This window comes from Rhodanobacter sp. UC4438_H5 (assembly GCF_052978405.1).
Window position 1 is genome coordinate 1636345 of sequence record NZ_CM129672.1, and the last position, 25859, is coordinate 1662203.

32 protein-coding genes are annotated in these 25859 nt (G+C 67.9%); 19 read left to right on the forward strand and 13 right to left on the reverse strand.

Going from position 1 to position 25859, the window contains the following annotated elements; all coding sequences use genetic code 11:
- Positions 1-129 precede the first annotated feature (129 nt).
- Complete coding sequence (locus ACVCL9_RS07815; RefSeq protein WP_395119438.1) at positions 130-1005, forward strand: SPFH domain-containing protein; 876 nt, start codon at positions 130-132, stop codon at positions 1003-1005.
- A 3-nt stretch (positions 1006-1008) separates the two neighbouring features.
- Positions 1009-1200 carry an Arc family DNA binding domain-containing protein gene (locus ACVCL9_RS07820; RefSeq protein ID WP_447098520.1) on the forward strand — a complete coding sequence of 64 codons (192 nt, stop codon included), beginning with the start codon at positions 1009-1011 and terminating at the stop codon, positions 1198-1200.
- A 36-nt stretch (positions 1201-1236) separates the two neighbouring features.
- Here ACVCL9_RS07820 and ACVCL9_RS07825 read toward each other — a convergent pair whose 3' ends face one another.
- Both ACVCL9_RS07825 and ACVCL9_RS07830 read right to left on the reverse strand, forming a co-directional pair.
- On the reverse strand, positions 1237-1656 hold the full coding sequence (locus tag ACVCL9_RS07825; RefSeq protein ID WP_447098519.1) for a hypothetical protein: 420 nt from the start codon (positions 1654-1656) through the stop codon (positions 1237-1239).
- Positions 1657-1705: 49 nt separating this feature from the next.
- Complete coding sequence (locus tag ACVCL9_RS07830) at positions 1706-2083, reverse strand: DUF423 domain-containing protein (protein WP_447098518.1); 378 nt, start codon at positions 2081-2083, stop codon at positions 1706-1708.
- An 82-nt stretch (positions 2084-2165) separates the two neighbouring features.
- On the opposite strand from ACVCL9_RS07830, the gene ACVCL9_RS07835 reads away from it, so the two are divergent.
- Both ACVCL9_RS07835 and ACVCL9_RS07840 read left to right on the forward strand, forming a co-directional pair.
- Positions 2166-2780, forward strand: coding sequence for an SCO family protein (locus ACVCL9_RS07835; RefSeq protein ID WP_395119449.1), 615 nt, complete (start codon positions 2166-2168; stop codon positions 2778-2780).
- A complete protein-coding gene (locus ACVCL9_RS07840; RefSeq protein ID WP_447098517.1) occupies positions 2777-3253 on the forward strand; it encodes a copper chaperone PCu(A)C in 477 nt (158 codons plus the stop codon). Before ACVCL9_RS07835 ends, ACVCL9_RS07840 begins: the two co-directional genes overlap by 4 nt.
- 10 nt (positions 3254-3263) lie before the next feature.
- On the opposite strand, the gene ACVCL9_RS07845 is transcribed toward ACVCL9_RS07840, so the two are convergent.
- The 7 genes from ACVCL9_RS07845 to ACVCL9_RS07875 all read right to left on the reverse strand — a co-directional run bounded on the left by ACVCL9_RS07845 (position 3264) and on the right by ACVCL9_RS07875 (position 11593).
- Entirely contained in the window at positions 3264-4127 is an 864-nt protein-coding gene (locus ACVCL9_RS07845) for a cytochrome c oxidase assembly protein (protein ID WP_447098516.1), read from the reverse strand.
- A gap of 120 nt (positions 4128-4247) precedes the next feature.
- Positions 4248-6164 (reverse strand): GldG family protein, encoded by a 1917-nt coding sequence (locus ACVCL9_RS07850; protein ID WP_447098515.1) that lies wholly within the window; start codon positions 6162-6164, stop codon positions 4248-4250.
- A 3-nt stretch (positions 6165-6167) separates the two neighbouring features.
- Complete coding sequence (locus ACVCL9_RS07855; protein ID WP_395119457.1) at positions 6168-6902, reverse strand: ABC transporter permease subunit; 735 nt, start codon at positions 6900-6902, stop codon at positions 6168-6170.
- A complete protein-coding gene (locus tag ACVCL9_RS07860; RefSeq protein WP_395119459.1) occupies positions 6899-7843 on the reverse strand; it encodes an ABC transporter ATP-binding protein in 945 nt (314 codons plus the stop codon). The genes ACVCL9_RS07855 and ACVCL9_RS07860 overlap by 4 nt, the downstream gene beginning before the upstream one ends.
- Before the next feature lie 192 nt (positions 7844-8035).
- A complete protein-coding gene (locus ACVCL9_RS07865) occupies positions 8036-9403 on the reverse strand; it encodes a polyketide cyclase (RefSeq protein WP_395119461.1) in 1368 nt (455 codons plus the stop codon).
- A gap of 202 nt (positions 9404-9605) precedes the next feature.
- Complete coding sequence (locus ACVCL9_RS07870) at positions 9606-10247, reverse strand: response regulator (RefSeq protein ID WP_395119463.1); 642 nt, start codon at positions 10245-10247, stop codon at positions 9606-9608.
- 122 nt (positions 10248-10369) lie between these two features.
- A complete protein-coding gene (locus ACVCL9_RS07875) occupies positions 10370-11593 on the reverse strand; it encodes a sensor histidine kinase (protein ID WP_395119465.1) in 1224 nt (407 codons plus the stop codon).
- Between the two features lie 195 nt (positions 11594-11788).
- Between ACVCL9_RS07875 and ACVCL9_RS07880 the strand changes: the two genes are divergently transcribed.
- The 5 genes from ACVCL9_RS07880 (at position 11789) to ACVCL9_RS07900 (ending at position 14922) form a co-directional block, all read left to right on the forward strand.
- Positions 11789-12406, forward strand: a complete 618-nt coding sequence (locus ACVCL9_RS07880; RefSeq protein ID WP_395119467.1) for a GNAT family N-acetyltransferase — start codon at positions 11789-11791, stop codon at positions 12404-12406.
- Complete coding sequence (gene minC, locus ACVCL9_RS07885; protein WP_395119469.1) at positions 12403-13164, forward strand: septum site-determining protein MinC; 762 nt, start codon at positions 12403-12405, stop codon at positions 13162-13164. The genes ACVCL9_RS07880 and minC overlap by 4 nt, the downstream gene beginning before the upstream one ends.
- Before the next feature lie 51 nt (positions 13165-13215).
- Complete coding sequence (gene minD / locus ACVCL9_RS07890) at positions 13216-14031, forward strand: septum site-determining protein MinD (RefSeq protein WP_395119471.1); 816 nt, start codon at positions 13216-13218, stop codon at positions 14029-14031.
- A gap of 5 nt (positions 14032-14036) precedes the next feature.
- Entirely contained in the window at positions 14037-14333 is a 297-nt protein-coding gene (gene minE / locus ACVCL9_RS07895) for a cell division topological specificity factor MinE (protein ID WP_395119473.1), read from the forward strand.
- Between the two features lie 91 nt (positions 14334-14424).
- Positions 14425-14922 (forward strand): hypothetical protein, encoded by a 498-nt coding sequence (locus ACVCL9_RS07900; protein WP_395119475.1) that lies wholly within the window; start codon positions 14425-14427, stop codon positions 14920-14922.
- 33 nt (positions 14923-14955) lie between these two features.
- On the opposite strand, the gene chaB is transcribed toward ACVCL9_RS07900, so the two are convergent.
- The 4 genes from chaB to ACVCL9_RS07920 form a co-directional block, all read right to left on the reverse strand.
- Positions 14956-15183 (reverse strand): putative cation transport regulator ChaB, encoded by a 228-nt coding sequence (chaB, locus tag ACVCL9_RS07905; RefSeq protein ID WP_447098514.1) that lies wholly within the window; start codon positions 15181-15183, stop codon positions 14956-14958.
- Positions 15184-15283: 100 nt separating this feature from the next.
- Positions 15284-15859 carry a DNA-3-methyladenine glycosylase gene (locus tag ACVCL9_RS07910; RefSeq protein ID WP_447099441.1) on the reverse strand — a complete coding sequence of 192 codons (576 nt, stop codon included), beginning with the start codon at positions 15857-15859 and terminating at the stop codon, positions 15284-15286.
- A gap of 7 nt (positions 15860-15866) precedes the next feature.
- The gene (locus tag ACVCL9_RS07915) at positions 15867-16328 is read right to left on the reverse strand and encodes a carboxymuconolactone decarboxylase family protein (protein ID WP_447098513.1); all 462 of its coding nucleotides are present in this window, start codon (positions 16326-16328) and stop codon (positions 15867-15869) included.
- A 5-nt stretch (positions 16329-16333) separates the two neighbouring features.
- A complete protein-coding gene (locus ACVCL9_RS07920; protein WP_395119481.1) occupies positions 16334-17164 on the reverse strand; it encodes an isocitrate lyase/PEP mutase family protein in 831 nt (276 codons plus the stop codon).
- 161 nt (positions 17165-17325) lie between these two features.
- On the opposite strand from ACVCL9_RS07920, the gene ACVCL9_RS07925 reads away from it, so the two are divergent.
- From ACVCL9_RS07925 to parC, 10 genes are all read left to right on the forward strand, one after another.
- Complete coding sequence (locus ACVCL9_RS07925; protein WP_447098512.1) at positions 17326-18468, forward strand: DUF2235 domain-containing protein; 1143 nt, start codon at positions 17326-17328, stop codon at positions 18466-18468.
- A 210-nt stretch (positions 18469-18678) separates the two neighbouring features.
- A complete protein-coding gene (crcB, locus tag ACVCL9_RS07930; protein ID WP_395119485.1) occupies positions 18679-19065 on the forward strand; it encodes a fluoride efflux transporter CrcB in 387 nt (128 codons plus the stop codon).
- 12 nt (positions 19066-19077) lie between these two features.
- Positions 19078-19449 (forward strand): DUF190 domain-containing protein, encoded by a 372-nt coding sequence (locus tag ACVCL9_RS07935; RefSeq protein ID WP_447098511.1) that lies wholly within the window; start codon positions 19078-19080, stop codon positions 19447-19449.
- 3 nt (positions 19450-19452) lie between these two features.
- Positions 19453-20571, forward strand: a complete 1119-nt coding sequence (cfa, locus tag ACVCL9_RS07940) for a cyclopropane fatty acyl phospholipid synthase (protein WP_447098510.1) — start codon at positions 19453-19455, stop codon at positions 20569-20571.
- A 133-nt stretch (positions 20572-20704) separates the two neighbouring features.
- Complete coding sequence (locus tag ACVCL9_RS07945) at positions 20705-21022, forward strand: hypothetical protein (protein WP_447098509.1); 318 nt, start codon at positions 20705-20707, stop codon at positions 21020-21022.
- 152 nt (positions 21023-21174) lie between these two features.
- Positions 21175-21582: an MAPEG family protein gene (locus tag ACVCL9_RS07950; RefSeq protein ID WP_447098508.1), complete on the forward strand. Its 408-nt coding sequence runs from the start codon at positions 21175-21177 to the stop codon at positions 21580-21582.
- 59 nt (positions 21583-21641) lie between these two features.
- On the forward strand, positions 21642-21887 hold the full coding sequence (locus ACVCL9_RS07955; RefSeq protein ID WP_447098507.1) for a hypothetical protein: 246 nt from the start codon (positions 21642-21644) through the stop codon (positions 21885-21887).
- A 73-nt stretch (positions 21888-21960) separates the two neighbouring features.
- On the forward strand, positions 21961-22827 hold the full coding sequence (locus ACVCL9_RS07960) for a TraB/GumN family protein (RefSeq protein ID WP_447098506.1): 867 nt from the start codon (positions 21961-21963) through the stop codon (positions 22825-22827).
- A gap of 13 nt (positions 22828-22840) precedes the next feature.
- Positions 22841-23485 (forward strand): carbapenem self-resistance protein CarG family protein, encoded by a 645-nt coding sequence (locus ACVCL9_RS07965; protein ID WP_447099440.1) that lies wholly within the window; start codon positions 22841-22843, stop codon positions 23483-23485.
- Between the two features lie 82 nt (positions 23486-23567).
- On the forward strand, positions 23568-25805 hold the full coding sequence (parC, locus tag ACVCL9_RS07970) for a DNA topoisomerase IV subunit A (RefSeq protein ID WP_447098505.1): 2238 nt from the start codon (positions 23568-23570) through the stop codon (positions 25803-25805).
- Positions 25806-25859 lie beyond the last annotated feature (54 nt).

The window sequence follows — 25859 nt, forward strand, 5'->3', positions numbered from 1 at the left end:
GGTGCGGGCAAACCGGCATTGTATGCGGCCACGCGGGGCGTCCGGCGGCGGCGTTCACGGCATGCCGGAAGTTCGCTTGCATAAGATATCATTTTGATATCTAATTTTCCCACCTCAGGGAGACTGCTCATGAACGAACATCAAGGTTTTTCGGTCGCCGGCATTCCTTTCGTCGGCTTTTGCCTGGTGCTGGCCGGCATCGGCGTGTGGCTGGTGCTCGGCGCCATCCACGGCCAGCCGGACGCGCCGCCGCTGGCGCGGTTGCTGGGCGGCGCGCTGCTGCTGGCGATCGACGGCTTTCTGCTCAAGGGCTTCTTCCAGGTCGCGCCGAACGAGGGCCAGGTGCTGCAGCTGTTCGGCAAGTACGCCGGCACCGTGCGGGTCGAGGGCCTGCGCTGGACCAACCCGTTCTACTCGCGCCAGCGCATCTCGCTGCGCGTGCGCAACTTCGAGAGCGGCAAGCTCAAGGTCAACGACAACGACGGCAATCCGATCGAGATCGGCGCGGTGGTGGTGTGGCAGGTGCTGGATACCGCCGAGGCGGTGTTCTGCGTCGACGATTACGAGGACTTCGTGCACATCCAGAGCGAATCCGCGCTGCGGCAGATGGCGCAGAGCTACCCCTACGACGCCCACGACGACGGCAAGCCCTCGCTGCGCAGCCACGGCGAGGTGATCAACAACCACCTGCGCGACGAGATCCAGGCGCGGCTGGAGAAGGCCGGCGTGCAGGTGATCGAGTCGCGCATCAGCCACCTCGCCTACGCCCAGGAAATCGCCCAGGCGATGCTGCAGCGCCAGCAGGCCGGCGCGATCATCGCTGCGCGCACCCGCATCGTGGAAGGCGCGGTCAGCATGGTCGGCATGGCGCTGGAGCAATTGCGTGCGCAGGGCGTCGTGGAACTCGACGAGGAGCGCAAGGCGACCATGGTCAGCAACCTGCTGGTGGTGCTGTGCGGCGAACGCGGCACCCAGCCGGTGCTGAACACCGGCACCTTGTACTGACCCGTGGCCGGCGAAAAAAAAGCCTACCCGCTGCGCATCAGCGCAGCCGTACTCGACGCCATGCAGCGCTGGTCGGACGACGAACTGCGCAGCGTCAACGCCCAGATCGAGTACGTGCTGCGCGAGGCATTGCGCAAGGTCGGCCGGCTCAAGGCCGGCCCGATCCGGCCGACGCCGGACGACGATACGGACTGAAGCGACGTGGCCACGTCGCCGATCGGCGCCCGACCATCAACGCGTTCTGGCGCTCACCGCCTGCAATTGCGGCAGCTTCAGCAGGCGCACCTTCGGATGTTGCCCACCCGTCACGAACAGCCACGGCCCCTGCAGCACGATCGATTGCACGGGCGGCACGCCGTCTTCGGCGCCGAGGCGTTGCAGCGGCCGGCCGTCGCGGGCGTCATAGACGACCAGCTCGCGCGTCTGCGGATCGACCACCAGCAGCCAGTCGTGTCCGGCACCCTGCCAGTGCACCAGCTGGTTTGCCGCGGGAAGTTCCGTCGTTTCATCGGACGCCGGCAGCCACGACCACAGCAGGATCGCCGACAGCACGACGAGCAGCACGATGCCGGGCCGGCGCAGACGCTGCAGCAAGCGCCCGGGCCACGCGGCCGTGTCGGATGAATGCCGAAGGGCGATGCGCATGTCCATGCCGCCACCATCGCCGTCGACGATGACCGCCGCATGACACTTGCCGAAACTATTCGTGACGCGGGCGCAGCGCCCAACCCAGCGCCAGCCAGCCGATCACGAAGGCCAGCCCGCCGAACGGCGTGATGATTCCCGTCCAGCGCGGCGCACCGAGCGCCAGCGCGTACAGGCTGCCGCTGAACAGCACGATGCCGGCGGCAAACGCCACCGTCGCCACGCGCGCGCCGCGGCCGTGACCGAGCGCCACGGCGAGCGCCAGGGCCAGCGCGTGCCAGGCGTGATATTCCACCGCGGTATGCCACAGCTCGACGGCACGGGCGTCCAGCATGCCGCGCAAGGCATGTGCGCCGAACGCGCCGAGCAGCACCGCGCTGGCACCGGCGAGACCGACCAGCAAGGCAGTGGCGAGGTGGGCAGGTTGTCGCATGGGCGGTGAATCTCCCGCACCGTCGGCGCCGCGGCGCGGCCGGTGTCGTATGCTTGAACGGATGAAGCTGCAGGATTCTCGCATGAAGTCACTTCGCACCCGCCTTGCCGCCCTGCTTGCGCTGCTGGTTGCCGGCACGCTGCTCGCCGGTTGCCACGGCGCGACGCCGCTGCCGTTCCGCCTGACCGACCTCACCGGCCACATGCCGCAGCTCGAGTTCAACCTGACCAGTGACGAGAACAAGCCGGTGTCCGCCACCGACTATCGCGGCAAGGTGGTGCTGCTGTTCTTCGGCTACACGCATTGCCCGGACGTCTGCCCGCTGACCATGGCCCAACTGCACGTGGTGATGAAGAAGCTCGGCGCGCAGGCCGACGGCGCACGCATCCTGTTCGTCAGTGTCGACCCGACGCGGGACACGCCGGCCGTGCTGCACGGCTACGTCAACGCGTTCGACAAACATGCGATCGGGCTCACCGGCGCACCGCGTGCGGTCGAGGCGCTGGTCAAGCGCTACCGCTCCGCGTTCACCCGCGAGCCGTCCGGCAAGGACGGCAACTACGAAGTGAGCCACAGCTCGGCGATCTACGTGTTCGACCGCGACGGCAACCCGCGCGTGCTGTACACCCCGGCCGACAAGCAGGACGACCTGGTACACGACCTGCAACTGCTGCTCGACCAGGGAGAACCGACATGAAGCACGCCCGCCTGTTTGCCCTGCTCGCCGGACTGTCGCTCGCTGCCGGCGTGCATGCCGCGGCCGCCGACCAGGTGCACGCCAGCCACGCCTGGATTCGCGTGTTGCCCGGCACGTTGCCGGCCGGGGGTTACGTCACGCTGGAAAACCGCGGCGACCAGCCGGTTGCGTTGACCGGCGCGCGCAGCACGGCATACGCGGAAGTGATGCTGCACCACAGCTCGACCCAGGGCGGCATGAGCCGCATGGCCATGGTCGAATCGTTGGCGATCCCCGCGCACGGCAGCGTCGTGCTGGGGCCCGGCGGCTATCACCTGATGCTGATGAAACCGGCCGCGGCGGTGTTACCCGGCAATCGGGTGCAAATGCAACTGCAATTCGACGACGGCAGCAGCCTGCCGGTCGACTTCGTCGCCCGCCCCGCCAATGCGCTGGGCGACGAGGCCCCCGCGTCTGCCCATTCCGGGCACTGATTCAACCCGCTCAGTCGTGCGCGCTGCCGGCGATCACCGCCGGCGGCAGCGGCTTGCGCGGCAGGCGCCCGTTGCGTGACAACCGCATCCAGTGGCGCAGCGCGATCAGGCCGCCGACCGACTCGATCAGCGCCGCCGGCACCCAGGTGATCAGCCCGCCGACCATCTGCCCGGTCAGCACGTTGAAGGTAAACGCGCGGCCGCAGATCTCGAAGATCGGATAGAGGTCGGTGCGCGAGAACGTGATGATCGCGCCAGCCAGGATCTGCGGCGTCATGGTGATCGCCGGCGACAGCACGCGCATGCCTGCCACCATGCGACCCGGCGGATGCGGGCGGTGATCGAGCACCAGTGCCCAATAGGCAAAGCCGCTGAGCAGCATCGTCCAGTTCATGAAGCGGTACACGCGCCAGTCCAGCATCGCCAGCGTCTGCAGGCCCGGGATCAGCCAGATCAGCACGAACACCACGAACAGCACGGTGACGATCGTGGGATTCATCAGCACGCCCATCACCGACCGCCACGGCCACGACCGCTGCAACGGCCGCAGCCACCGCGCCCGCCACGCCAGCGGCAGGCCGGCGCGCAGCGCACTGGCCGGATAGGCGATGACGATCAGCAGCGGCGCCAGGTGGTGCAACAGCAACTGCTGCAGGCGATGCATGAAGAACTCATGCTCGGCGTAGTAATCGAGATAGGTGTGCAGCGACAGGTAGATGATCGCCATGCCGACCCAGAACGCCAGCCGGCGGCTGGGCGGCACCTGCAGGCGGCGGCTGCCACGCCAGTACAGCACGCAGGCCAGCACGAACGTGGCCAGGAACAGCCACGAGAACTCCCACGGCACCACCCATTTCAACAGCGTTGCAATCACGATCGGCTTGCTTCCACGTCCGTCAGCACCGGCACGACCGGCGACCACCGCCCAGCATAGTGCGCCGCGCCGGCCCCGTCTGCCCTGCCGCGGACGGTCGCTTGCGGCAGATTGCCGCCATCAGCGTCGACGCCGGCCGTGGCGGGTGCGACGCCAGCCGTACAGCAGGCCGATCAGCACCACCAGCGCCGGCACCAGCACGATGTTGATCACCTTCACGCGCAGGCCCAGCGCGTCGATCTCGGCATTGAGCTGGTGCTGCACGTCGCGCAGCTCCTTGTTGATGGCGAGCTGGCGCTGGCGGAACTGCTCGATCTCGCGGCGCTGCTCGGGGGTGACCGTGCTCGACCGCGCACCCTTGGCCGGCTGCAGCTCGTCCAGCCGGCGGCGGGTGTCGGCCAGCTCCTTCTCCAGCTCCTGCTCCTTCTGCAGGAACTTCTGGTCGGCCACGTTGCGCAGCGCCTGCACCCGGGTGAACGGCCGCTGCGAGGTGGAGCGCGCGCGGATCGACAGCAGCGCCGACGAGCCGCTGAGGTTGTCGACCAGGTTGGTGACGAAATCACCGTTGTTGGCGAAGATGCGCACCATGGTCTGGCCCAGCACGGTCTGCGGCTCCACCCACAGACGATCGCTGAGCACGTCGGTGTCGGCCACCAGCACCACCTGTGCGTTGGCCGCCGAATGCGCACGGTGGCCCGGCTTGCCGGCGTCCTCGGGAAACGCGCTGACGAAGGTGCCGCGCAACCGCGCCGCCAGCACGTAGTGCGCGTTGTCCGCCTTGTAGTCTTCGAGCAGGCTGGTCGGGTCGCTGCTGGCATCCATCACCCGCTGGGTCGGCGCCAGCTCGGCGTCGGCACTGCTCTGCAGCAGCGGGACCAGCCGCGCGGTCGCGGTCCGGGTGAGGTCGAAATGGCCGATGCTGGAGACGTTGATGCGCTGCAGGCTGGCGGTCACCGGATCATTGCGGTTGAGCTCCTGGTCGCCCAGCCCGAGCATTGCCGGATGGTTGAGGCTGCTGCCGGCCAGCTCGATCTGCAGGCCGCGGCTGCGGTCCAGCACCACCTCGCGCGGCTGGTATTCCACGCCCCACGCGGCGAACAGGCGCGGCAGGTCCGAGGCGTGCGCAGGCAAGCCGCTGATGTCGGGCGTGAACGGTGCGGCGTCGAGCTCGGCATCGGGATCGACGAACACCACCAGGTGGCCGCCGCCCATCACGTACTGGTCGATCGCGTACTGCGCGGCCGGCGGCAGCTGCTTGGGGTGGATCAGCAGCAGCACCTTCAGGCGATCATCCACGTGCTGCAGGGTGGCGGCGTCGAGGGTCTTCAGCTCGAACAACTGGCCCAGCTGCTGCATCACCGCCCAGGGCTGCTCGCCCAGCGCCAGGTCTCCCTGCACCGGCAGCGAGCTGAGCACGCCGATCTCCGGCTTGCGCACCTGGTTCAGCTCGTACAGCAGCTTGGCGATGTCGTATTCGAGGAAGGCCTCGCGCGAGGGATCGAAGAACGCGATCGAGAGCGATTTTTCCGGCGTGCCGGCGTCCTCCGCACCACGCGCCTCGCCCGGCGCCATGGCGCTGCCGGCCAGTCCGAAGAACACCCGCTCGCCGTTGCTGCCGCCATTGGCGGCAATCAGCCCGCTGCCCTCGGCGCCCGCCTCGTCGTCCGAATACGGCACCGGGTCGATCACGCGCAGGCGGATGCGCCCGTGCGAGCGCGCCACCATCTCCTGCAACATCTCGTTGACGCGCCGCTCGTAGCTGCGCAGCTTGGGCAGGTCGCGGGTGGCGTGCTCGGAGAAGTACAGGGTCAGCTGCAGTGGCCGTTGCAGGCTGTCCACGATGTGCCGCGTGCCGGGCGTCAGCGTGTAGAGCTGGTCAGCGGTCAGGTCGATCCGCGTGGCATGCAGCCAGCGGCTGCTGGCCACCACCAGCGGCACCAGCACCAGCACCAGCGCCACCAGGCCGGCGTACAGCCAGCTGCTGCGGGTCAGGCGCAGCGGCGTGGTGAGCAGGCGGGGCAGGCGCAGGCGCGGCATCGTTCAGCGCGTCCGCTTGAGGTCGAGCAGCAACACGCCGGCGACCAGCCAGCCCAGCGTGCTGAGCACGAAGTACAGCAGGTCGCGCAGGTCGAGCACACCGCGCGAGATCGCCTCGAAATGACGCAGCATCGAAAGGTGCGCCACGGCGTTGATGAGGCGCCGCGGCAGCGCGCCCTGGAAGAAATCCAGCACCTGCGGCTGCCCGGCCAGGATCAGCAGCACGCAGACCAGCGCGGTGAGGATGAAGGCCACCACCTGGCTGCGCGTCAGCGCTGACAGGCAGGCGCCGATGGCGATGAAGTTGCCGGCCATCAGCCAGCTGCCCAGGTAGCCGGCCAGGATCACGCCGTTGTCCGGCGCGCCCAGGTAGTTGACGGTGATCCAGATCGGAAAGGTCAGTGCCAGCGCCAGCCCGATGAACAGCCATGCGGCGAGGAACTTGCCGAGCATCGCCTGCCACAGCGTCAGCGGCAGGGTCAGCAGCAGTTCCAGCGTGCCGCCCTTGGTCTCCTCGGCCCACATGCGCATGGTGATCGCCGGCACCAGGATCAGGTACAACCACGGGTGCATCACGAAGAACGGCTGCAGGTCGGCCTGTCCGCGCTCGTAGAAATCGCCGACGTAGAAGGTCAGGATGCCGGCGAGCACCAGGAAGATCACCAGGAAAACATAGGCCACCGGCGTCGCGAAGTAGCTGCCCAGCTCGCGCCGCACCACCGCGTTGACCGGACTCATGCCGCCACCCCGCGGCCGACTTCCTCACCGCTGGTGATCTGGCGGAACACCTCGTCGAGGCGGCCGCGTTCGAGCTGGATCTCGGAGACTTCAAGCCCCTGCTCTTGCAACAGCCGCTCGACCGGTTCCAGGATGCGCTCGCCCGGCTTGGGGAACACCGTGACGCGACCGTCCAGCGGATCGATCTCCACCCCGGCCACCTGCGGCAGCCGGCCCAGCATTTCCTGCGACATGCCGCTGCCCGGCGCACTGAACGATACCGCGCCGTGATAACGCGAGCGCGCCTCCAGCTCGGCGGGCGTGGCATCCGCCAGCAGCTTGCCGCGGGCGATGATCACCACCCGGTTGCACAGCGCGTGCACTTCTTCCAGCAGGTGGGTGGAGATCAGGATCGTGCGGTCGCGCGCCATCATGTCGATCAGCTGGCGCACCGCGTGCTTCTGGTTCGGGTCGAGGCCGTCGGTGGGTTCGTCCAGCATCAGCACCGGCGGGTCGTGCAGGATCGCCTGGGCCAGGCCCACGCGTCGGCGCAAACCCTTGGACAGCGTGTCGATGCCCAAGCCGAGCACCTCGTCCAGCTGCAGTTGCTGCACCACCGCATCCATGCGCCGATAGCCCGCCTCGCCGCGCAGCCCGCGGATGCGCACGATGAATTGCAGGAACTCGCGCACGGTCATCTCGCCGTAGCTGGGTGCGCCCTCGGGCAGATAGCCCAGCGCGCGCTTGGCCTTCAGCGGTTCGCGCATCGCGTCGTAACCGCACACCCGCGCGCTGCCGGAGGTCGGCACCAGGAAGCCGGCGATCATGCGCATGGCCGTGGACTTGCCCGCGCCATTGGGTCCGAGCAGCCCCAGCACCTGGCCCGGCTCGACGCGGATGCTCAATGCATCCACCGCCGTGAGGTTGCCGTAGCATCGGGTGAGTTTGTCGGTTTCGATCATGTCCGCGAGCGGGCTGTGGCCGGGCTGGCGACGCGCTGGCCGCCGGCCAGTCGGGGCGCCGGAGTGTCCCGGCAATGTACCGCAAGAGCGCCGCGACCGCGCGCACGGCCGGCGTGCAGTCGCAGGGGCGCCCAAGAAAAAGGCCCTTTCGTCACGAAAGGGCCTTCATCGAACAGCTGCCGTGCGCCAGGTTTATTCGGCGGCAGTGGCAGCCGCAGCCGGTGCGCTGGAGGCGGCCGGTGCGGGCGCCGAACCTGCGGCCGCCGGTGCACCGTTCTGCTCGGGCGGAAGCAGGCCTGCTTCCTGCTCCGGCGTCTGCGCCGGCGCGTCGAGCAGCGGCAGCGACACCTGGTGGCGTGCGTAGCTGGTGATCGCACCGGTGGAATCCCTCACCTCTGCCGCGACCACGATGTCGTAGGGCGGGTTCACGGTGCTGTCGAACTTGTAACCGTGGGTCTGCGCGTAGGCGGTGAGCATCTTCACGGTCTGCGGCACGCCGTTGAAGGTGCCTTCCCAGATGCCCTGCAGCGTGGAACCGCCGAAGGCCATCATGCCGCGCACATCGCCTTCCACCACCAGGTTGCCGAAGCGGTCGCGGGTGCCGGCCGTGGCGGCGGCCGCGGCGGCGGCTGCGGCGGAAGCGGACGGCGCCGGCTCGGCGGCGGCGGTCGCGTCCAGCGTGGGCGCGACGGGAGCGGTCAGCTGCTCGCTCTGGCCGTTGATGGTCAGCGTGCTGGAGTCGATCGGCAGGGCCACGTCGAAATCGAAATCCGGATCGCCGTAGTTCGTGATGAACAGGATCGCCGGGCCGGTCACGTTCACGCCCAGCTTCTTGGCCTGCGCCTTCAGCTCGGTCTGCGACTGCGCCAGGATGTCGTCGAGCACTTCGGAGCCGCCCTTGCTGCGGTCGATGTGACGCGTGACGAACAGCACCGGGGTCGGCTGCGACTGCGCGATCTTCGGCATCAGGCCGCTGTAGTCGACGTTGGCCACGCCGGCCAGCACGTTCTGCAGGTTGTTCAGGCTGAACTGGATGAACGAGTCCGGATCGCCGTGGATGTACAGGTTCGCGAAGCGGTTGATCAGGTTCCAGCCGTACTGCACGTCGTACGACCAGGTGATCTGGGTCAGGCGGCCGTGACCCTGGCGCTCGAGATCCAGCGTGAAATGCTTGTCCAGACCGCGCCAGTTGTTGTCCAGGTTCCAGACGATGGTCGCATCCTGGGTGTTGTTGTCGATCTGGTCGAACTGCGGCGTGGCGCTGGCGATGGTCAGACCGCCGTCACCCAGCTTGGGGTCGGTGCTGGTCCAGCTGATCTCGGAACCCGGGCCATACGCCTTGCCGGAGAACTTGAACTGCACGCCGCTGTCCTGTGAACGGAGCACGGAGTAATCCGGGAAGCGCCGGAAATTGTTCAGCAGGTCGTACACCTGGCGCATGTCCTTGCCGACAACCTGTGAGCGTTCGACGTGCCCGCTGGAGGGCATGACCACCGCCGCCACCACGCCAATCACCGCGACGATGACCAGGGCAACCAGAAATTCAAAGACACGCATCATTCCAGAGTTCTCCGAAGCGTCTTTACGCCATACCTTGAGTGTGCCCCAACAGCTGCGCGGGCCCAGGGGGCAGCAGCGGGGGTCGGCAAACGCCGAAGCCGCCGATGTTACTTGCTCGCGGGCTTGAACGCCATCCGCCCGCAGAGGCTCCCGCCGCGGCCGCGAAGGCAGCTCCACCCAAGGCGCGCAACCCCGTCGGAGCTCATACGATGCCCAGTTCCAGCGCCTTCAGCACGGCCCGGGTGCGATCGCGCACGCCGAGCTTGGAAAGGATGTTGGAGACGTGGTTCTTGACCGTGCCCTCGGCCACCTTCAGCGAGTTGGCGATCTCCTTGTTGCTGTAGCCGCCGGAGAGCAGGCGCAGGATCTCCGTCTCGCGCTCGGTCAGCGGGTCGGGCTGTTCGAGGCTGGTGAACTGGTTCTGCATCCGCGCCACGCCGGCCATCAGGCGCTGGGTGACCATCGGCGCCACCAGCGAGCCGCCGGCGGCGACGGTGCGCACGGCCTCGACCAGCTGCTCCAGCGAGACGTCCTTCAGCAGGTAGCCGCGCGCGCCGGCCTTGAGGCCCTGCAGCACCAGCTGGTCGTCGTCGAAGGTGGTCAGGATGATGGTCGGCGGCAATTCGTTGCGCGCCGACAGCGCCTGCAGGACTTCCAGCCCGCTCATGTTCGGCATGCGCAGGTCCAGCAGCATCACGTCGGGCTTGATCCGCGGCACCTCCAGCACGGCCTGCGCGCCGTCGGCGCACTCGGCCACCACGCGGATGTCCTCGGCCAGGTCCAGCAGCGAACGGACGCCCTGCCGCACCAGGTTCTGATCGTCGACGAGACAGACGGAAATCATCGGGGATCCTCGGTCATGGGTGACTGGCGGCTGGCTGGGTGGTGCCCCTAGGTAAGCGCCGTATTGTTGCACGGCTTCCGCCGCGGGCGACCGCGCCTGCACAAGGGCTGCCGCCGAACCGCTTACGAAACATCCAGCGCCGGCGGCTCGAACCGCGAGGGCGTGTGCGCCAGCGCCGCCTGCTCGCCCAGTGGCAGCCGCACGGTCAGCGCAAAGCCTCGGCTCAGGCCGGCATCCAGCGACACGCTGCCGCCGAACTCGGCCAGGCGCTCGCGCATGCCGGACAGGCCGTTGCCTTCGGCCACCTGGTCGGCGCCGCGACCGTCGTCGCGCGCGTGCAGCCCCAGCTGGCCGGCCTCGGCGTAGGCAAAATTGAGCCACAGGTTGCGCGCGCCCGCGTGTCGCGCGGTATTGGTGACGATTTCCTGCGCGCAGCGCAGCAGCACCTGGGCGCGCTGCGGGTCCTCCACGCTGAAGCGCGGCGGCATCGCCACGTGCACGTTCAGGCCGGGCACGCCCTCGGTGAGGCCGCGCAGCGCCTGGGTCAGGTCGATCGAGTCGTCCTGGCGCAACTCGCTGACCACCTCGCGCACGTCGGCCAGCAGCAGCTTGGCCGTGCTCTGCGCCTTGCGCACGTGCGCCGCGGCCGCCTCGTTGGTGAGGTGGCAGGCCACTTCCAGGTTCAGGCTGAGCGCGGTGAGATGGTGGCCGATCAGGTCGTGCAGGTCGCGTGCGATGCGCATGCGCTCGGCGATCCGGCTCGATTCGGCCAGCAACGCCCGCGTGGTGCGCAGCTCGGAGTTCAGGCGGCGCTGCACGTCGCTCTGCTCGGCCTGCTGGCTGGTCGCCAGCGAGGCGATGTAGGTCAGCGCCGAGATGCCCAGGTAGATGCTGGTCTGCAGGAAGGCCAGTCCGACGCTGTGGTCGTACTCGGGGAAGTTGACGAACACCGCGACCAGGCTGAGGTTCTGCAGCACGATGCACAGCACGCCCAGCCACACCGGCAGCAGCCACGGCAACGCCACCGCGCTGATCGCCATCAGCATCGCCGACAGGCCGCTGTGGCTGTACCAGCCCACCGCCATCGCGAAGAAGCTCATCGCCACCAGCCCGATCAGGCGCAGCCCCTGGTAACGGCGCTGGCCGAGGTTGCTGGTGACCACCCAGTACAGGAGGCCGAACAGCAGGTAGCACAGCGTCCACATCAGCAACGCGAGGTTGGGCCGATGCAGCAGGCTCACCCGTTCGGCCGCCCAGCTGGTGATCAGCGGGGTACCCACGCACAGGTAGGTGAACAGGCCGGCGTAGCGCAGCAGCCGCACGTGGTTGAAGTTGGACAATTGCATGCCCGGCATCATAGGGGAGCGCGCCACGCGCGCAATGCGCGGGAAGTCACGCCCGGCCAGGCCTTGCCGGCACCGCTTTACGCCGGTTTTACATGTTCCCGGCTTGATGCCAGCGCGACAGCCGCATGGCATAATGCGCCGTCCGGGAGCCGCACCGTCGACTCCTGTCCCGATTCCACCATTGCGGAGCAACGAATGGCCCTTGCCATCCGCGACGTGCGCGAGCACGACCTGGATGCCGTGCTGGCGCTCAACAACGCCGCCGGTCGCTCCATCCTCACCCTCGATGCCGGCCAGTTGCGCTACTTCTTCGAGCACGCGAACTACTTCCGTGTCGCCGAGATCGACGGCCACATGGCCGGTTTCCTGATCGCCCTGCGCGAAGGGCTCGACTACGACAGCCCGAACTACCGCTGGTTCGCGGCGCATTACCCGCAGTTCGTCTACATCGACCGCATCGTGATCGCCAACGCCTACCGGCGCCACGGGCTGGGCCGCATTTTCTACAGCGATGTGCACAGCTACGCCGAAGTGCGCGTGCCGCTGCTGACCTGCGAGGTGTTCCTGGAGCCGCGCGACGACGTGGTGGTGCTGTTCCACGGCACCTACGGCTTCCAGGAGGTCGACCAGCAAAAAATGGGGCCCGACGGCCCGCAGGTCAGCCTGCTGGCGAAGGACCTGCCCAGCTACGCGTACGTCCGCGACACCTGGCTGGAGCACGGCGGGCTGCCCGACACGGCGTGGCTGGCCGAGCGCGAGCTGCCGCACGACGACAGCGGCCAGCGGCGTATCGCCCGCGAGCGGCACGCATGAACGCCCGCGCCGAAACCAACGACGCCTGCGACCTGCGCTTCGGCCAGGTCGGCATCGCCTGCGTGCGCGTGCGCCGGGTCGACGCCGCCGCGCTGTGCGACGAACTCGAACGCCGCGTGCGCGCCGCGCCGCAGATGTTCGCCCGCGCCGCGGTAGTGCTGGACCTGAGCCACCTGTCGAGCCTGCCCGACGACGGCGCGGTCGACGCCCTGCTGGAGGCCGTGCGCAGCGCCGGCATGCTGCCGGTGGGCCTGGCCTACGGCACCAGCGAGACCGAGGCGCTGGCCAAGCGCATGGGCCTGCCGCTGATCGCCAAGTTCCGCGCGGCGTACGAACCGGCCGCGGCCGCGCCGGCGGCAGCCCAGCCGGCGCGCACCGAACCCGCGCCGCCGCCCGAACCGATCCTGTCCACCCCCGCCGCCGGCAACCGGCAAAGCACCGAGCACCACATCGGCACGGTGCGCTCCGGCCAGCAGGTCTACGCGCGTGACTGCGACCTGATCGTCACCGGCACCGTCGCCAACGGCGCGGAGGTGATCGCCGACGGCAACATCCACATTTACGGTGGCCTGCGCGGGCGTGCCATGGCCGGCGCGCAAGGCGACGAGAAGGCGCGCATCTTCGTCTCCGGCTTCCGCGCCGAGCTGGTCGCGATCGCCGGGCAGTACCGCGTGTTCGAGCAGATTCCGGCCGAACTCGAAGGTCAATCCGTGCAATGCTGGCTGGAAGGCGAAAAGCTGCTGATCGCCAGGCTGTGATCGTTCACCACGCATCCTGTACAACAAGAACAACCACGCGGAGATGGGCCCTTGACTGCTGAGATTATCGTTGTCACCTCCGGCAAAGGCGGCGTCGGCAAGACGACGACCAGCGCCTCGCTCGCCACCGGCCTGGCCATGGCCGGCAAGAAAACCGCGGTGATCGACTTCGACGTCGGCCTGCGCAACCTCGACCTGATCATGGGCTGCGAACGCCGCGTGGTGTACGACTTCGTCAACGTCGTGCACGGCGAGGCCACGCTCAAGCAGTCGCTGATCAAGGACAAGCGCTACGACAACCTGTACGTGCTGGCCGCCAGCCAGACCCGCGACAAGGACGCGCTGACCATGGAAGGCGTCGAGAAGGTGCTCGACGGCCTGTCCGCGGAGGGTTTCGAGTACGTGGTGTGCGACTCCCCCGCCGGCATCGAGAAGGGCGCCCACCTGGCGATGTACTTCGCCGACCACGCCGTGGTGGTGGTCAACCCGGAAGTGTCCTCGGTGCGCGATTCGGACCGCATCCTCGGCCTGCTCGCCAGCAAGACCCGGCGCGCCGAGAAGGGCGAGACCCCGGTCACCCAGCACCTGCTGCTGACCCGCTACAACCCGGCGCGCGTGGCGATCGGCGAGATGCTCAGCGTGAAGGACGTGGAGGAAATCCTCGGCATCGAGGTGGTCGGCGTGATCCCCGAATCGGAGAACGTGCTGACCGCCTCCAACAACGGCATCCCGGTAATCGTCGACGCCAACTCGCAGGCCGGCCAGGCCTACGGCGACACGGTGGCCCGCATTCTCGGCGAAGAGCGCCCGTTGCGCTTCATCGACGTGCCCAGGAAGGGCTTTCTCCAGCGCGTGTTCGGAGGTTGATCACGATGGGTATTCTCGATTTCCTGAAGCGCAAGCCCGAAGCCACCGCCACGGTGGCGCGCGAACGCCTGCGCATCATCGTGGCGCAGGAGCGCTCCACCCGCGGCGCACCGGACTACCTGCCGATGATGCGCAACGAACTGCTCGAAGTGATCAAGAAATACGTCCACGTCGACCTCGATGCGATCAACATCAACTTCGAGCGCGACAGCGGCCACGAGATCCTCGAACTCTCGGTCACCCTGCCGGAAGGCAAGCAGGCGGCCAAGGGCGAGAACAAGGACGAAGCCAGGACCGGCTGAGCCGCGGCCAGCCGGTTTTCATCATTCGACAGCCCGCCGGCACCCTGTCCGGCTCCACTCCGCCGCCACCGCACGCGCCCGGCGCACGACCATGCATCCCGACATCACGCGACCTTCCGGCGATCCGGCCCGCACCGTGCTGCGCATGGCCGACATCGGATTCGACGCGCCCGCGGCGCTGCTCGGCCGCTTCGGCCTGCACCTGCAGCGGGTGGCGGCGGGTGAACCGATTCCCGGCAGCTTCTGGGGCGAGGAGGAGGCCGGCATCATCGGCACCACCGTCTACGCCCGCGACGACACGCCGGCACACTCGCTGCTGCACGAGGCCGGCCACCTGATCGTGCTGCCGGCGGACAGACGTCCGGACGTCCATACCGACGCCACCGATTCGATCGAGGAAGAAGACGCCACCTGCTACCTGCAGATCGTGCTGGCCGACGAGCTGCCCGGCGTGGGCCGCGAACGCCTGATGCGCGACATGGACGCCTGGGGCTATTCGTTCCGTCTCGGCTCGACCCGCGCGTGGTTCGAACACGACGCCGAAAATGCCCGCGAATTTCTCAAGGCGCGCGGCCTGCCGCACGCCTGACGCAGGTCCCCGGCTCCGAACCCCGAATCCCGGCTACCTGGCGTGCCAGTTGCCGTCGCGGCCCTTCTCGTACTTCTGCTTGACCGCCGACCAGGCGACCTTGTGCGCCGCTTCCTCGCGTGACTCGTCGCCGCGCCGCTCGTCCTTGTCGGCGTATTCGTCCCAGGCGCTGTTGAATGCTTCCTTGTAGATCTCCTGCGCGTGCCTGGGCAGGTGGTCGCGTACGGAATCGGGCAGGTTGCTGATGGAGGAATAAGGCATGGCCGCAGGCTCCGCAATGGGTGGTGAGGCTGGGTACCGTGTACCGCGCGCGATCAACCTGCCGTCAATTCCATGTGGTCTGCGCGGCAAGCACCTCCGCTCAGCGACGCGAGACGTGCGGGTCGTTCGGCACGTACCAGCGCCACGGCTCGTCGACCGCGCGGGTGATGCCGACGCGCGGCGTGATCACCGGCGCGGCCGGCGGCGGCACGCCATCGTCGACGATGCTGAAGCCGCCGGCGCCGTCGACCAGGTCGATGCCGTCCTGCGCGCGGTCGATGCCCATCGCCTGGCACAGCCGCGCCGGTCCGCGGCACAGGTCGCGATCGCTGCGGCAGGCGGGGCGTGCGGCGCGCATCGCAGCCAGCCCGTCCAGCGGCGCCAGCGCGCGCAACAACACCGCCACGCCCTCGCCCTCCTCGCCGCAGACCGGGTTGCAGCACCAATGCATGCCGTAGGTGAAGTACACATAGAGCAGCCCCGGCATACCGAACATCGTCGCATTGCGCGCCGTGCGGCCGCGCCAGGAGTGCGCGGCCGGATCGGTCGGCCCGCAGTAGGCTTCGGTTTCCACGATGCGGCCGCTGCGGCCGTCGGCGTGCCGCAGCACCTTGTTCAGCAGTTCCGGCGCCACCGTGCGCGGGTCGCGCCGGTAGAATGCGCGCTCCAGCACCATGGCGCGATCAACCCGCCGGCTGCGGCTGGTAGTTGCCGACATCCGCGCGGAATCCGATGGCCAGCCGGTTCCAGCCGTTGATCGCGATGATCGCCAGGGTGAGATCGACCATGGCCTTGTCGTCGAACTGGGCGCGTACCTCGTCATACAGGGCGTCAGGCAGGTCGTTCGTCGATACCAAGGTGACCGCCTCGGCCCAGGCCAGCGCGGCACGCTCGCGCGCCGAGTAGAACGGCGCCTCGCGCCACGCCGCCAGCACGTGCAGCCGCTGCTCGGTTTCGCCGGCGGCGCGCGCGTCCTTGCTGTGCATGTCCAGGCAGTACGCGCAGCCGTTGATCTGCGACACGCGCATCTTCACCAGCTCGATCAGCGAATGCTCCAGGCCGCTGCCGCGAACCTGGGCTTCCATCGCCAGCATGGCCTTGAAGGCGGCCGGCGAGGCGGTCCTGTAGTCGATGCGTCCACTCATTCCTGTCACCTCTCGTCAGTTCGAACCGGTTCGAACAGTTGCTGCGCGTCGGCGTAGCCGAAGTCGGCAACCAGTCCCTCGAAATTTCCGCTCTCGCGCATGCGCGCCAGCGCGTGATCGACGGCCGCCAGCGCCAGCGTGGTCAGCCGCGTGGCGGTGCTGACCCGGGCCACGCCGAGCCGGAAAAGCTCGGCCAGGCCGGGCATGCCGGCGCCTGCCGCGACGTTGACCGGCGCGTCGAGCGCGCGCACCAGCGCGGCCAGCGTGGCCGGATCGGCCAGTCCGATCGGATAGATGCAGTCGGCGCCCGCGGCGAGATAGGCGCGGCCACGCTCGATGGCGTCGGCCAGGCGTGCGGCCGGCTCGGCGCCGTCATGCTGCATCCAGTGATCGACCCGTGCATTGATCACGATCGGCACCCCGGCCGCGTCGGCGGCCGTTCGTGCCGCGCGCACCCGCGCCGCCGCCGCGGACGCCTCGCGCAGCGGGCCGTGGCCCGGCATGCCGTCCTCGATGTTGATGCCGACAGCGCCCGCGGCAATCACCGACTGCACCGTCGCGGCCACCTCCGCCGGCGTCTCGCCGTAGCCGGTCTCGATGTCCACCGTCACCGGCACCTCCGCCGCGCGCACGATGCGGGCGACCGCCGCCAGCACCTCGTCCAGCGGCGCCTGCTCGCCATCGGCGTAGCCCAGCGACCACGCCACGCCGGCGCTGGTGGTGGCCACCGCGGCGAAGCCCCGCCGCGCGAACAGCCGCGCGCTGAGCGCATCCCAGGCGTTGGGCAGCAGCAGTACGCGGCTGCGGTCGTGCAGGCGCCGGAACGCCTGCGCCATGTCTGTCCGGGCCCGTGACTGCATCGTCGCGCGTCGCCTCGTCTGGCGGAGTTGACCTTGCAGCATACGCCGCCGGCCACACTGGCGCATGGCGCCTGCTACAGTCGGCGCCGATCGACCCGAAGCTGTCGCGGGCTGCGCCCGTCGCGACGGAGGAATCCATGACCACGCGCCGACTGGTGCTGTTGTTCGATGGCACCTGGAACAAGCCGGAATCGAATACCAACGTGGAGCGCCTGCGTCGGCTGATCGCGCCGCGCGACGCACTGGGCAACGTGCAACAGGTCAACTACATCCCCGGCGTGGGGGTGAAGCGCGGGATCACCCACCTGCTCGGCGGCGCGTTCGGCTATGGCCTCTCGGGCAACGTGCTGGATGGCTACCGCTGGCTGTGCGACACGTGGCAGGCGGGCGACGAGATCTACCTGTTCGGTTTCAGCCGCGGCGCCTATACCGCGCGCAGCCTGGGCGGCCTGATCCGAAAATGCGGCCTGCTCAAGCGCGACGGCCGCGGCAAGCTGTCCCGCGCCGACGCAAGTCACGCCTACGATTTCTACCGCGACGTGGAGACCAGGCCCGACGACCCGGCCGCGCGGGCATTTCGCCAGCAGCACTCGATCGAGGTGGACATCCATTTCATCGGCGTGTGGGACACGGTCGGTTCGCTCGGCATCCCCGACACTGCCTCGTGGTTTCCGTTTGCGCGCTCGCGCTACCGCTTCCACGACACCGAGCTGAGCAAGATCGTCAAGCACGCCTACCAGGCGCTGGCGCTGGACGAACATCGCGGCGATTTCCAGCCCGCGGTGTGGACGCGCAATCCGTACACCGTCAAGCCCGGCGAATCGCTGACCTCCAAGAAGCGCGAACAGGTCGACGTCGAGCAACGCTGGTTCATCGGCTCGCACTCCGACGTGGGCGGCGGCAATCGCCGCGACGGCGCCGGCCGCAAGCCCGACCCGCTGCCCGACCTGGCCCTGGCCTGGCTGCAGACCCGCGCGATCAAGGCAGGCCTCACCTGCAGCGAACTGCTGGTGCCGCCGCCTGATGCATGCACGGGCGTGCCGCGCGACTCCTACAAGGAGTTCATGGACGGCCTCTACAAGGAGTTCAAGCCGCCGTTCGACCGCACCGTGGGCAGCGGCGTCAACGAGAAGGTGGACGAATCGGTGTGGCGTCGCTGGCTGGCCGACCCGGGCTACCGTTCGCCCAGCCTGGTTCGCGCCCTGGCCACCGCGACCGTGTTGATGTCGGTGGAAAGCGTGACCGACCCGGTCGCGCCGGTCGGCAGGCGCGGCGGTTGATCCACGCTTGACGGGCGGCCGGCGGTTTCCACTACGATGGCCCGATGGGAGATGGCATGCCTCCCGTTGCGGGCGCGCGACGCGTCCGCAACCAACCACCCCGGGTGCTTCCGCCACGAGGTTGATGATGCCTGCAACGCCGGTTCCCGGCGGCGCAGGCCTGCCTGTCGCTGCGGTCGCCGGAACCTTTCCTGCAACGGAGTAGCGCACGTGGGTCTGACTGGATTTGTCGCGATCGGGCTGGGCGGTGCCCTCGGTTGCTGGTGCCGCTGGGGCCTGGGCCTGCTGTTCAACCCGCTGTTCCCCACCCTGCCGCTGGGCACGCTGGCCGCCAACCTCACCGGCGGCCTGCTGATGGGCGTGGCAATCGGCCTGTTCCGCCATTTCCAGGCCGCGTCTCCGGAGCTGCAATTGTTCGTGATGACCGGCTTCCTCGGCGGCCTGACCACGTTCTCCACCTTCTCCGGCGAAGCGGTCACCCTGCTGCTGCGCCAGCAGTACCTGTGGTTCGGCGGCCACGTGCTCAGCCACCTGGCCGGCTCGCTGGGCATGACCGTGCTCGGCCTCGCCCTGACCCGCAACCTGCTGCGCCACTGAACGGGAGACCCCATGAATCACCAAGCCCTGCAACACGGCGCGCACCTCACCTTCTATTGCCATGCGCGTGCACGTCACGAAGGCATCCTGCTTTCCGAGTGGCTGCTGGCGCAGGCCAAGGCGCTGCATATCGGCGGCGGCTCGGTGTTCCGCGCGATCGCCGGCTACGGCCGCCACGGCGTGCTGCACGAGGAGCAGTTCTTCGAACTGGCCGACGACCTGCCGGTCAAGATCGAGTTCGTGCTGCTCGACGAGCAGGCCGAGGCGCTGCTGCAACGGCTGCGTGAGGCCCGCGTCGACGCCACGTATGCACGCTGGCCGGCAAGCTTCGCGGTACTCGGCGATTCGCCGCAGCCGCATGGGCATCATCAAGGCACGAGGTAGCGCATGAGCCAGGACGACCTCAAGAACCGCGCCGGGGAACTGCTGGCGCAAGCCGGCATCCACATCAACGGCCACGACGCGACCGACCTGCAGGTACACGACGAACGCCTCTACGCCCGCGTGTTTGCCCACGGTTCGCTGGGCCTGGGCGAGGCCTACATGGACGGCTGGTGGGACGCCGCCGACCTGCCCGGCCTGTGCACCCGCCTGCTCAGTGCGGGCATCGACCAGGGCCTGAAGACCCTCGACACCGTGCTCGCCCACCTCAAGGCGCGCTTCATCAACCTGCAGCGCGGCGAGCGCGCGTTCGAGATCGGCAAGGCCCACTACGACCTCGGCAACGACCTGTTCCAGGCCATGCTTGGCAAGCGCCTGGTGTACTCGTGCGGCTACTGGGCCAAGGCCGACAACCTCGACGACGCGCAGGAGGCCAAGCTCGACCTGGTCTGCCGCAAGCTGCAGTTGAAGACCGGCCAGCGCGTACTCGACATCGGCTGCGGCTGGGGCGAGGCGTTGAAGTATGCCGCCGAGCACTACGGCGTCGAAGGCGTCGGCATCACCGTCTCGCAACAGCAGGCCGACTACGCGCGGGAACTCTGCGCCGGCCTGCCGATCGAGATCCGCCTGCAGGATTACCGCGAGGTCGACGAGCCGTTCGACGCGGTGTATTCGATCGGCATGTTCGAGCACGTCGGCGGCAAGAACTACCGCAGCTATTTCGAAACCGTGCGCCGCTGCCTGAAGGAGGGTGGCCTGTCGCTGCTCCACTGCATCGGCAGCAACGGCGCGCCGGCGCAGACCGATCCGTGGATCGAGAAATACATCTTCCCCAACTCGATGATCCCCGCCGCCAGCCAGGTCGCGGCCGCGCTGGAAGACCTGTTCGTGGTCGAGGACTGGCACAACTTCGGCGCCGACTACGACCGCACCCTCACCGCCTGGCGCGCCAACGTCGAATCCGCCTGGCCCACCCTGCCGGAAACCTACGACGAACGCTTCCGGCGCATGTGGCGCTACTACCTCGCCGTCTCCGCCGCGGTCTTCCGCAGCCGCCGCGACCAGCTGTGGCAGATCACCCTGAGCCCGCACGGCGTGCCCGGCGGCTACCGCGTGCCGCGCTGACGCGCGCGCGGGCTCAAGTCATTGCCGCCGCGCCGTGCCGAATATCCAGGGGATGCCTGAGGGCTTTCATGTGCACCAGGGAACGGATGGAAGGGTCATGCGGAAAACCGGGGGCACCCGTCTCCAGGCCGGCATGCTGTCGCTTCTGGGGCTTGTGTTCGCGCTCCTGCTGCTACTCGATGTCGCCTATTTCATCCATGGGTCGCTGGAGCTGTTCCCCACGCAGGAACAGCAGGGGAAGATCAAGGGCATCGCGGCGCTGGCAGGGTTCGGTTTCGCGCTCGTCGAACTGGTGATCCTGGCCCTGCTCAGGCGGCTTTGCGCGCGCACCCATCGAACCCGAAACTCCGTGAAAGCATCCACGCCCGACGGCATGACGGGATTGAAGACAGCTTCGCTCCGTCCGGATTCGTTGCCACCTCCAGCGCGGGGCCCCACTGAATCGCATTGACGGCCCACGCAATGGCGGCTGCCAAAACAAGAGCATATTAGGGACGCGAACAAGGGGCGGAAGAAATGAATTGGCTGTAATCCAAACGAGCCCCGACCTAGCCGGCGGCTACCACCCATCCCACCCACTCCACGCAAATCGCAGGCGGCACCATGACCACCTCAGCTCTGGTACTCACGCTGTTCCTCGCCTGGACATTACTGCTGCTGGTAGTGATGGAGGTGCTGCGCAGCTACCTCGTCGTCACCGGCCGCGTCCGCTCGAACGGGTTCGCGCCCGACAACGCGGGCCTTTCGCCGTTCATGCAGCGGCTCGCCCGGGCACACGCGAACTGCATCGAAAGCCTGCCCGTCTTCGGCGGGCTGTTGCTGGTCGCGCTGGTCACGGATCGGACCGAGGTCACGGATGCGCTGGCCCCCTGGCTGCTGGGCGCGAGGGTCATCCAATCCGGCATCCACCTGGCTTCGACCAGCGTCATCGCCGTCAACGCCCGCTTCACCGCCTTTGCCGTGCAAATGGGCATTGGTGTTTACTGGACCTGGGGGCTGCTCGGCCTGTAGGTCAAACGAGGTCGGCGTCATTCAAGTTCAAACGCCACAAACTCTCCCAGGGAGCCGAAATGGATAGCCAGAACAAGTATTGGTTTCCCGCCAAACGCTACGGCTGGGGCTGGGGCCTGCCGACTCGATGGGAGGGTTGGGTTTGCCTTGCCGTCTATGCGGGGTGTGTTGCGCTGATCTTTCATTTCCTGCGACCAGCGGCCGACCCCGTCATGTTCGCGCTCAGCCTGGCATTGCTTACCCTCGGCCTGATCGCCGTGTGCTGGCTGAAGGGCGAACCGCCGCGCTGGCGTTCGGGCGACTGATCGGCATGGACGATCGCAGACAATCCGGGGTACCGGATTGAACCGCCACGCGCTTGCCGCAACACTCGCAGGCATGAAGCACCTGCTCGCCCACATCTCCCTCTGCCTGCTCCTGTTGCTGCCCGCGGCAGTCATCGCCCACCCCGCGCTGTGGGTAGTGAAGGATGCCGATACCACGATCTACCTGTTCGGCACGGTGCACCTGATGCCGAGCGACGCCAGTTGGCACGACCCGACGCTGGACCGGGCGCTGGCAGACAGCCGGACGTTGTACATCGAACTGACCGACGACGACCCGGCGAACATGACGGCGCTGGTGCTGCGCTACGGGATGGATGCGACGCACCCGTTGTCCAGCCAGCTCAGCCAGTCGGAGGCGCATCGGCTGGACCTGCTGGCGAACAAGCTCGGCGTGCCCGGCGGCATGCAGACGCTGAACGTGATGCGCCCGTGGCTGGCCGCGCTGACGCTGGCGGTGACGCCGCTGCTGAAGGCCGGGCTCGACCCGGAGCATGGCGTGGACAAGCAGCTGAAGGCGCAGATGAGCGCCGCCGGCAAGCCGGTGCTGGGCCTGGAAACCGCCGAACAGCAGATCCGCTTTCTCGCCGACATGCCGCGCGCGATCGAGCTGGCCCTGCTGCGCTCGACCATGCGCGACGCGAACAAGGGCACGTTCCGGCTCACCGAACTGATCGACGCCTGGAAGGCCGGCGACGTGGACGCCATCGCGCGCATCGGCAACGACGACATGCGCCTGCACGAGCCGAAGCTCTACCAACGGCTGCTGGTGCAGCGCAACCAAGTGTGGGCGACCAAGATCGCCGCCATGCTGCAGCAGCCCGGTACAGTCTTCATCGCCGTCGGCGCGGCACACTTGGCCGGGCCGGACAGCGTGCAGGTGCAGTTGCGAAAGCTCGGCATCTCCGCTCAACGAAATTGAGGCCATCGCCGTGATGAAGTCCGCAGGGATCGTTGCATTCGCACTGGTGTGTCCGCTTGCCTTGTGGGCACAAACGCCGGTGCAGCCATCGCACGGCCGAAATTTCAGCCACCTGCAGGTCATCGACATCGCCAACGGACCCAACGCGATCGACATCGATGGCGATGGCCGGAAAGATCTGGTCTTCAATGCCCACCGAAGCAACTTCAACGCACATGATTTCGAGCACATCACGTTCTACATGCAAGATCATGTTGAGGCCGGCGAAACGGATGGGACGGTGCAGAGGAAGCCGATGTGGAATGTCGTGCCGTTCTTCAACGAGAAGATTCCCGAATACGTGGCCTTCGACACCATCGAGGGGGCGGATTGCTGGCTGCGCGACATGGTCTTGCTACGCAACCCGGAGGGTTCCGTCACCGTTATCACGGCTGATCGCACCCTGGGGACGTCCTATGCCGACAAAGCGCGCATGACATTCTCGATCTATCGTGTTGCGCACAATGCGGATGGTGCACCAGGATCACCGCCTGTTTATTTCCAGCGTATCGACCAGTTCCAAAGCAGGAACCTCTATTGCGATGCGAATTACGCCATCGCCGCAGAGCTCGGCGTGAAGTTCAGGCACCCGCTCGAAGACAACGGCATCGATCACTGAAAGGTACCCGCAGGCACCGGCTTTCTGGCACCATCGTCCGGCTATCCGCGCAGCCTGCGCGCTACCTGATTGATCCAACTCCATGAACCTGCAAGCCAATTACGAACAGATCCCGCTGAAGGAATACGCCGAGCGGGCCTATCTCGACTACTCGATGTACGTGGTGCTGGACCGCGCGCTGCCGTTCGTCGGCGACGGCCTGAAGCCGGTGCAGCGGCGCATCATCTACGCGATGAGCGAGCTGGGCCTGGCCGCCACCGCGAAGCCGAAGAAGTCCGCGCGCACCATCGGCGACGTGATCGGCAAGTTCCATCCGCACGGCGATTCGTCGTGCTACGAGGCGATGGTGCTGATGGCGCAGCCGTTCTCGTACCGCTACCCGCTGGTCGACGGCCAGGGCAACTTCGGCTCGCCGGACGACCCGAAAAGTTTTGCCGCAATGCGCTACACCGAATCCAAGCTCAGCCCGATCGCCGAAGCGCTGCTCGGCGAGCTGGCCCAGGGCACGGTGGACTGGGTGCCGAACTTCGACGGCACCATGGACGAGCCGAGCTGGCTGCCGGCGCGCGTGCCGCACGTGCTGCTGAACGGCTCGATGGGCATCGCGGTCGGCATGGCCACCGACATCCCGCCGCACAACCTGCGCGAGCTGGCCACCGCGTGCATCCGCCTGCTGGACGATCCGGACGCCAGCGTCGCCGACCTGTGCGAGCACGTGCGCGGGCCGGACTACCCGACCGAGGCGGAGATCATCACCCCGCGCGCCGACCTGCTGGCGATGTACCAGACCGGCGGCGGTTCGGTGCGCGCCCGCGCGGTGTACCAGCGCGAAGAGGGCAACATCGTGATCACCGCGCTGCCGCACCAGGTCAGCCCGTCGAAGATCCTCGAGCAGATCGCCGCGCAGATGCGCGCGAAGAAGCTGCCGATGATCGAGGACCTGCGCGACGAGTCCGATCACGAGAATCCGATCCGGCTGGTGATCGTGCCGCGCTCGAACCGCGTCGACGCGGACGAGACCATGCAGCACCTGTTCGCCACGACGGACATGGAGAAGAGCTTCCGCGTCAACCTCAACATGATCGGCCTGGACGGCCGGCCGCAGGTGAAGGACCTCAAGCGCATCCTCACCGAGTGGCTGAGCTTCCGCACCAGCACCGTCACCCGGCGCCTGGAACATCGCCTGGCCAAGGTCGACCGTCGCCTGCACCTGCTCGAAGGCCTGCACACCGCCTACCTCAACCTCGACGAAGTCATCCGCATCGTGCGCAGCGAGGACGAGCCCAAGCCGGTGCTGATGGCACGCTTCCGGCTCAGCGAGGAGCAGACCGACTACATCCTCGAAACCCGGCTGCGCCAGCTGGCACGGCTGGAGGAGATGAAGATCAATGCCGAGCGCGACCAGCTCGAGGAGGAGCGCGCGCGCATCAACGTGCTGCTGAAATCGCCGGCCAAGCTGAAGGGACTGATCAAGGACGAACTGCGCGCCGATGCCGAGAAGTTCGGCGACGCACGCCGCTCGCCGCTGGTCGAGCGCGAGGTGGCGCATGCGCTGGACGAGAGCGCGCTGGTGGCCAGCGAACCGGTCACCGTGGTGCTCTCGCAGAAGGGCTGGGCGCGCGCCGCCAAGGGCCACGACATCGACGCCGAGGCACTGAACTACCGCGAGGGAGACGGCCTGCTCGCCGCGGTGAAGGCGCGCACCACGCAGCAGGTCGCGTTCATCGACTCCACCGGCCGCGCCTACTCCACGCCCGCGCACACCCTGCCCTCGGCGCGCGGCAATGGCGAGCCGCTGACCGGCCGCTTCAGCCCGGCGGCGGGCGCCAGCTTCGACGCGGTGGTCGCCGGCGACAACGATACGCGGCTGATCCTCGCCACCGACTTCGGCTACGGCTTCGTCAACCGTTTTGAATCGCTCACCGGCCGCAACAAGGCCGGCAAGCAGATCATCTCGCTCAGCGACGGCGCGAAAGTGCTGGCGCCGCAGGTCAGCGCCGATCCGGCCCGCGACCGCATCGTGGTGGTCACCAGCGAAGGGCATCTCTTGATGTTCTCGGTGGCCGAACTGCCGGAACTGGACAAGGGCAAGGGCAACAAGCTGATCGAGATTCCCAAGAAGCAGCTGGCCGAGGGCGAGCGCGTGGCCGGCGTGGCGGTCGTCGCCGAAGGCAAGGGCGAGGTCACCCTGTACGCCGGCGCGCGCAAGCTCACCCTGAAGTGGGCCGACCTGGTCGAGTACGGCGGCAACCGCGCCACCCGCGGCAACCTGCTGCCGCGCGGCCTGCGCCGCGTCGAACGCATCGAGACCACCGGCTGAACCGAACACCCGTAGGAGCCCGCTCGCGGGCGATGCTCTTGGGCGACTTCGTCA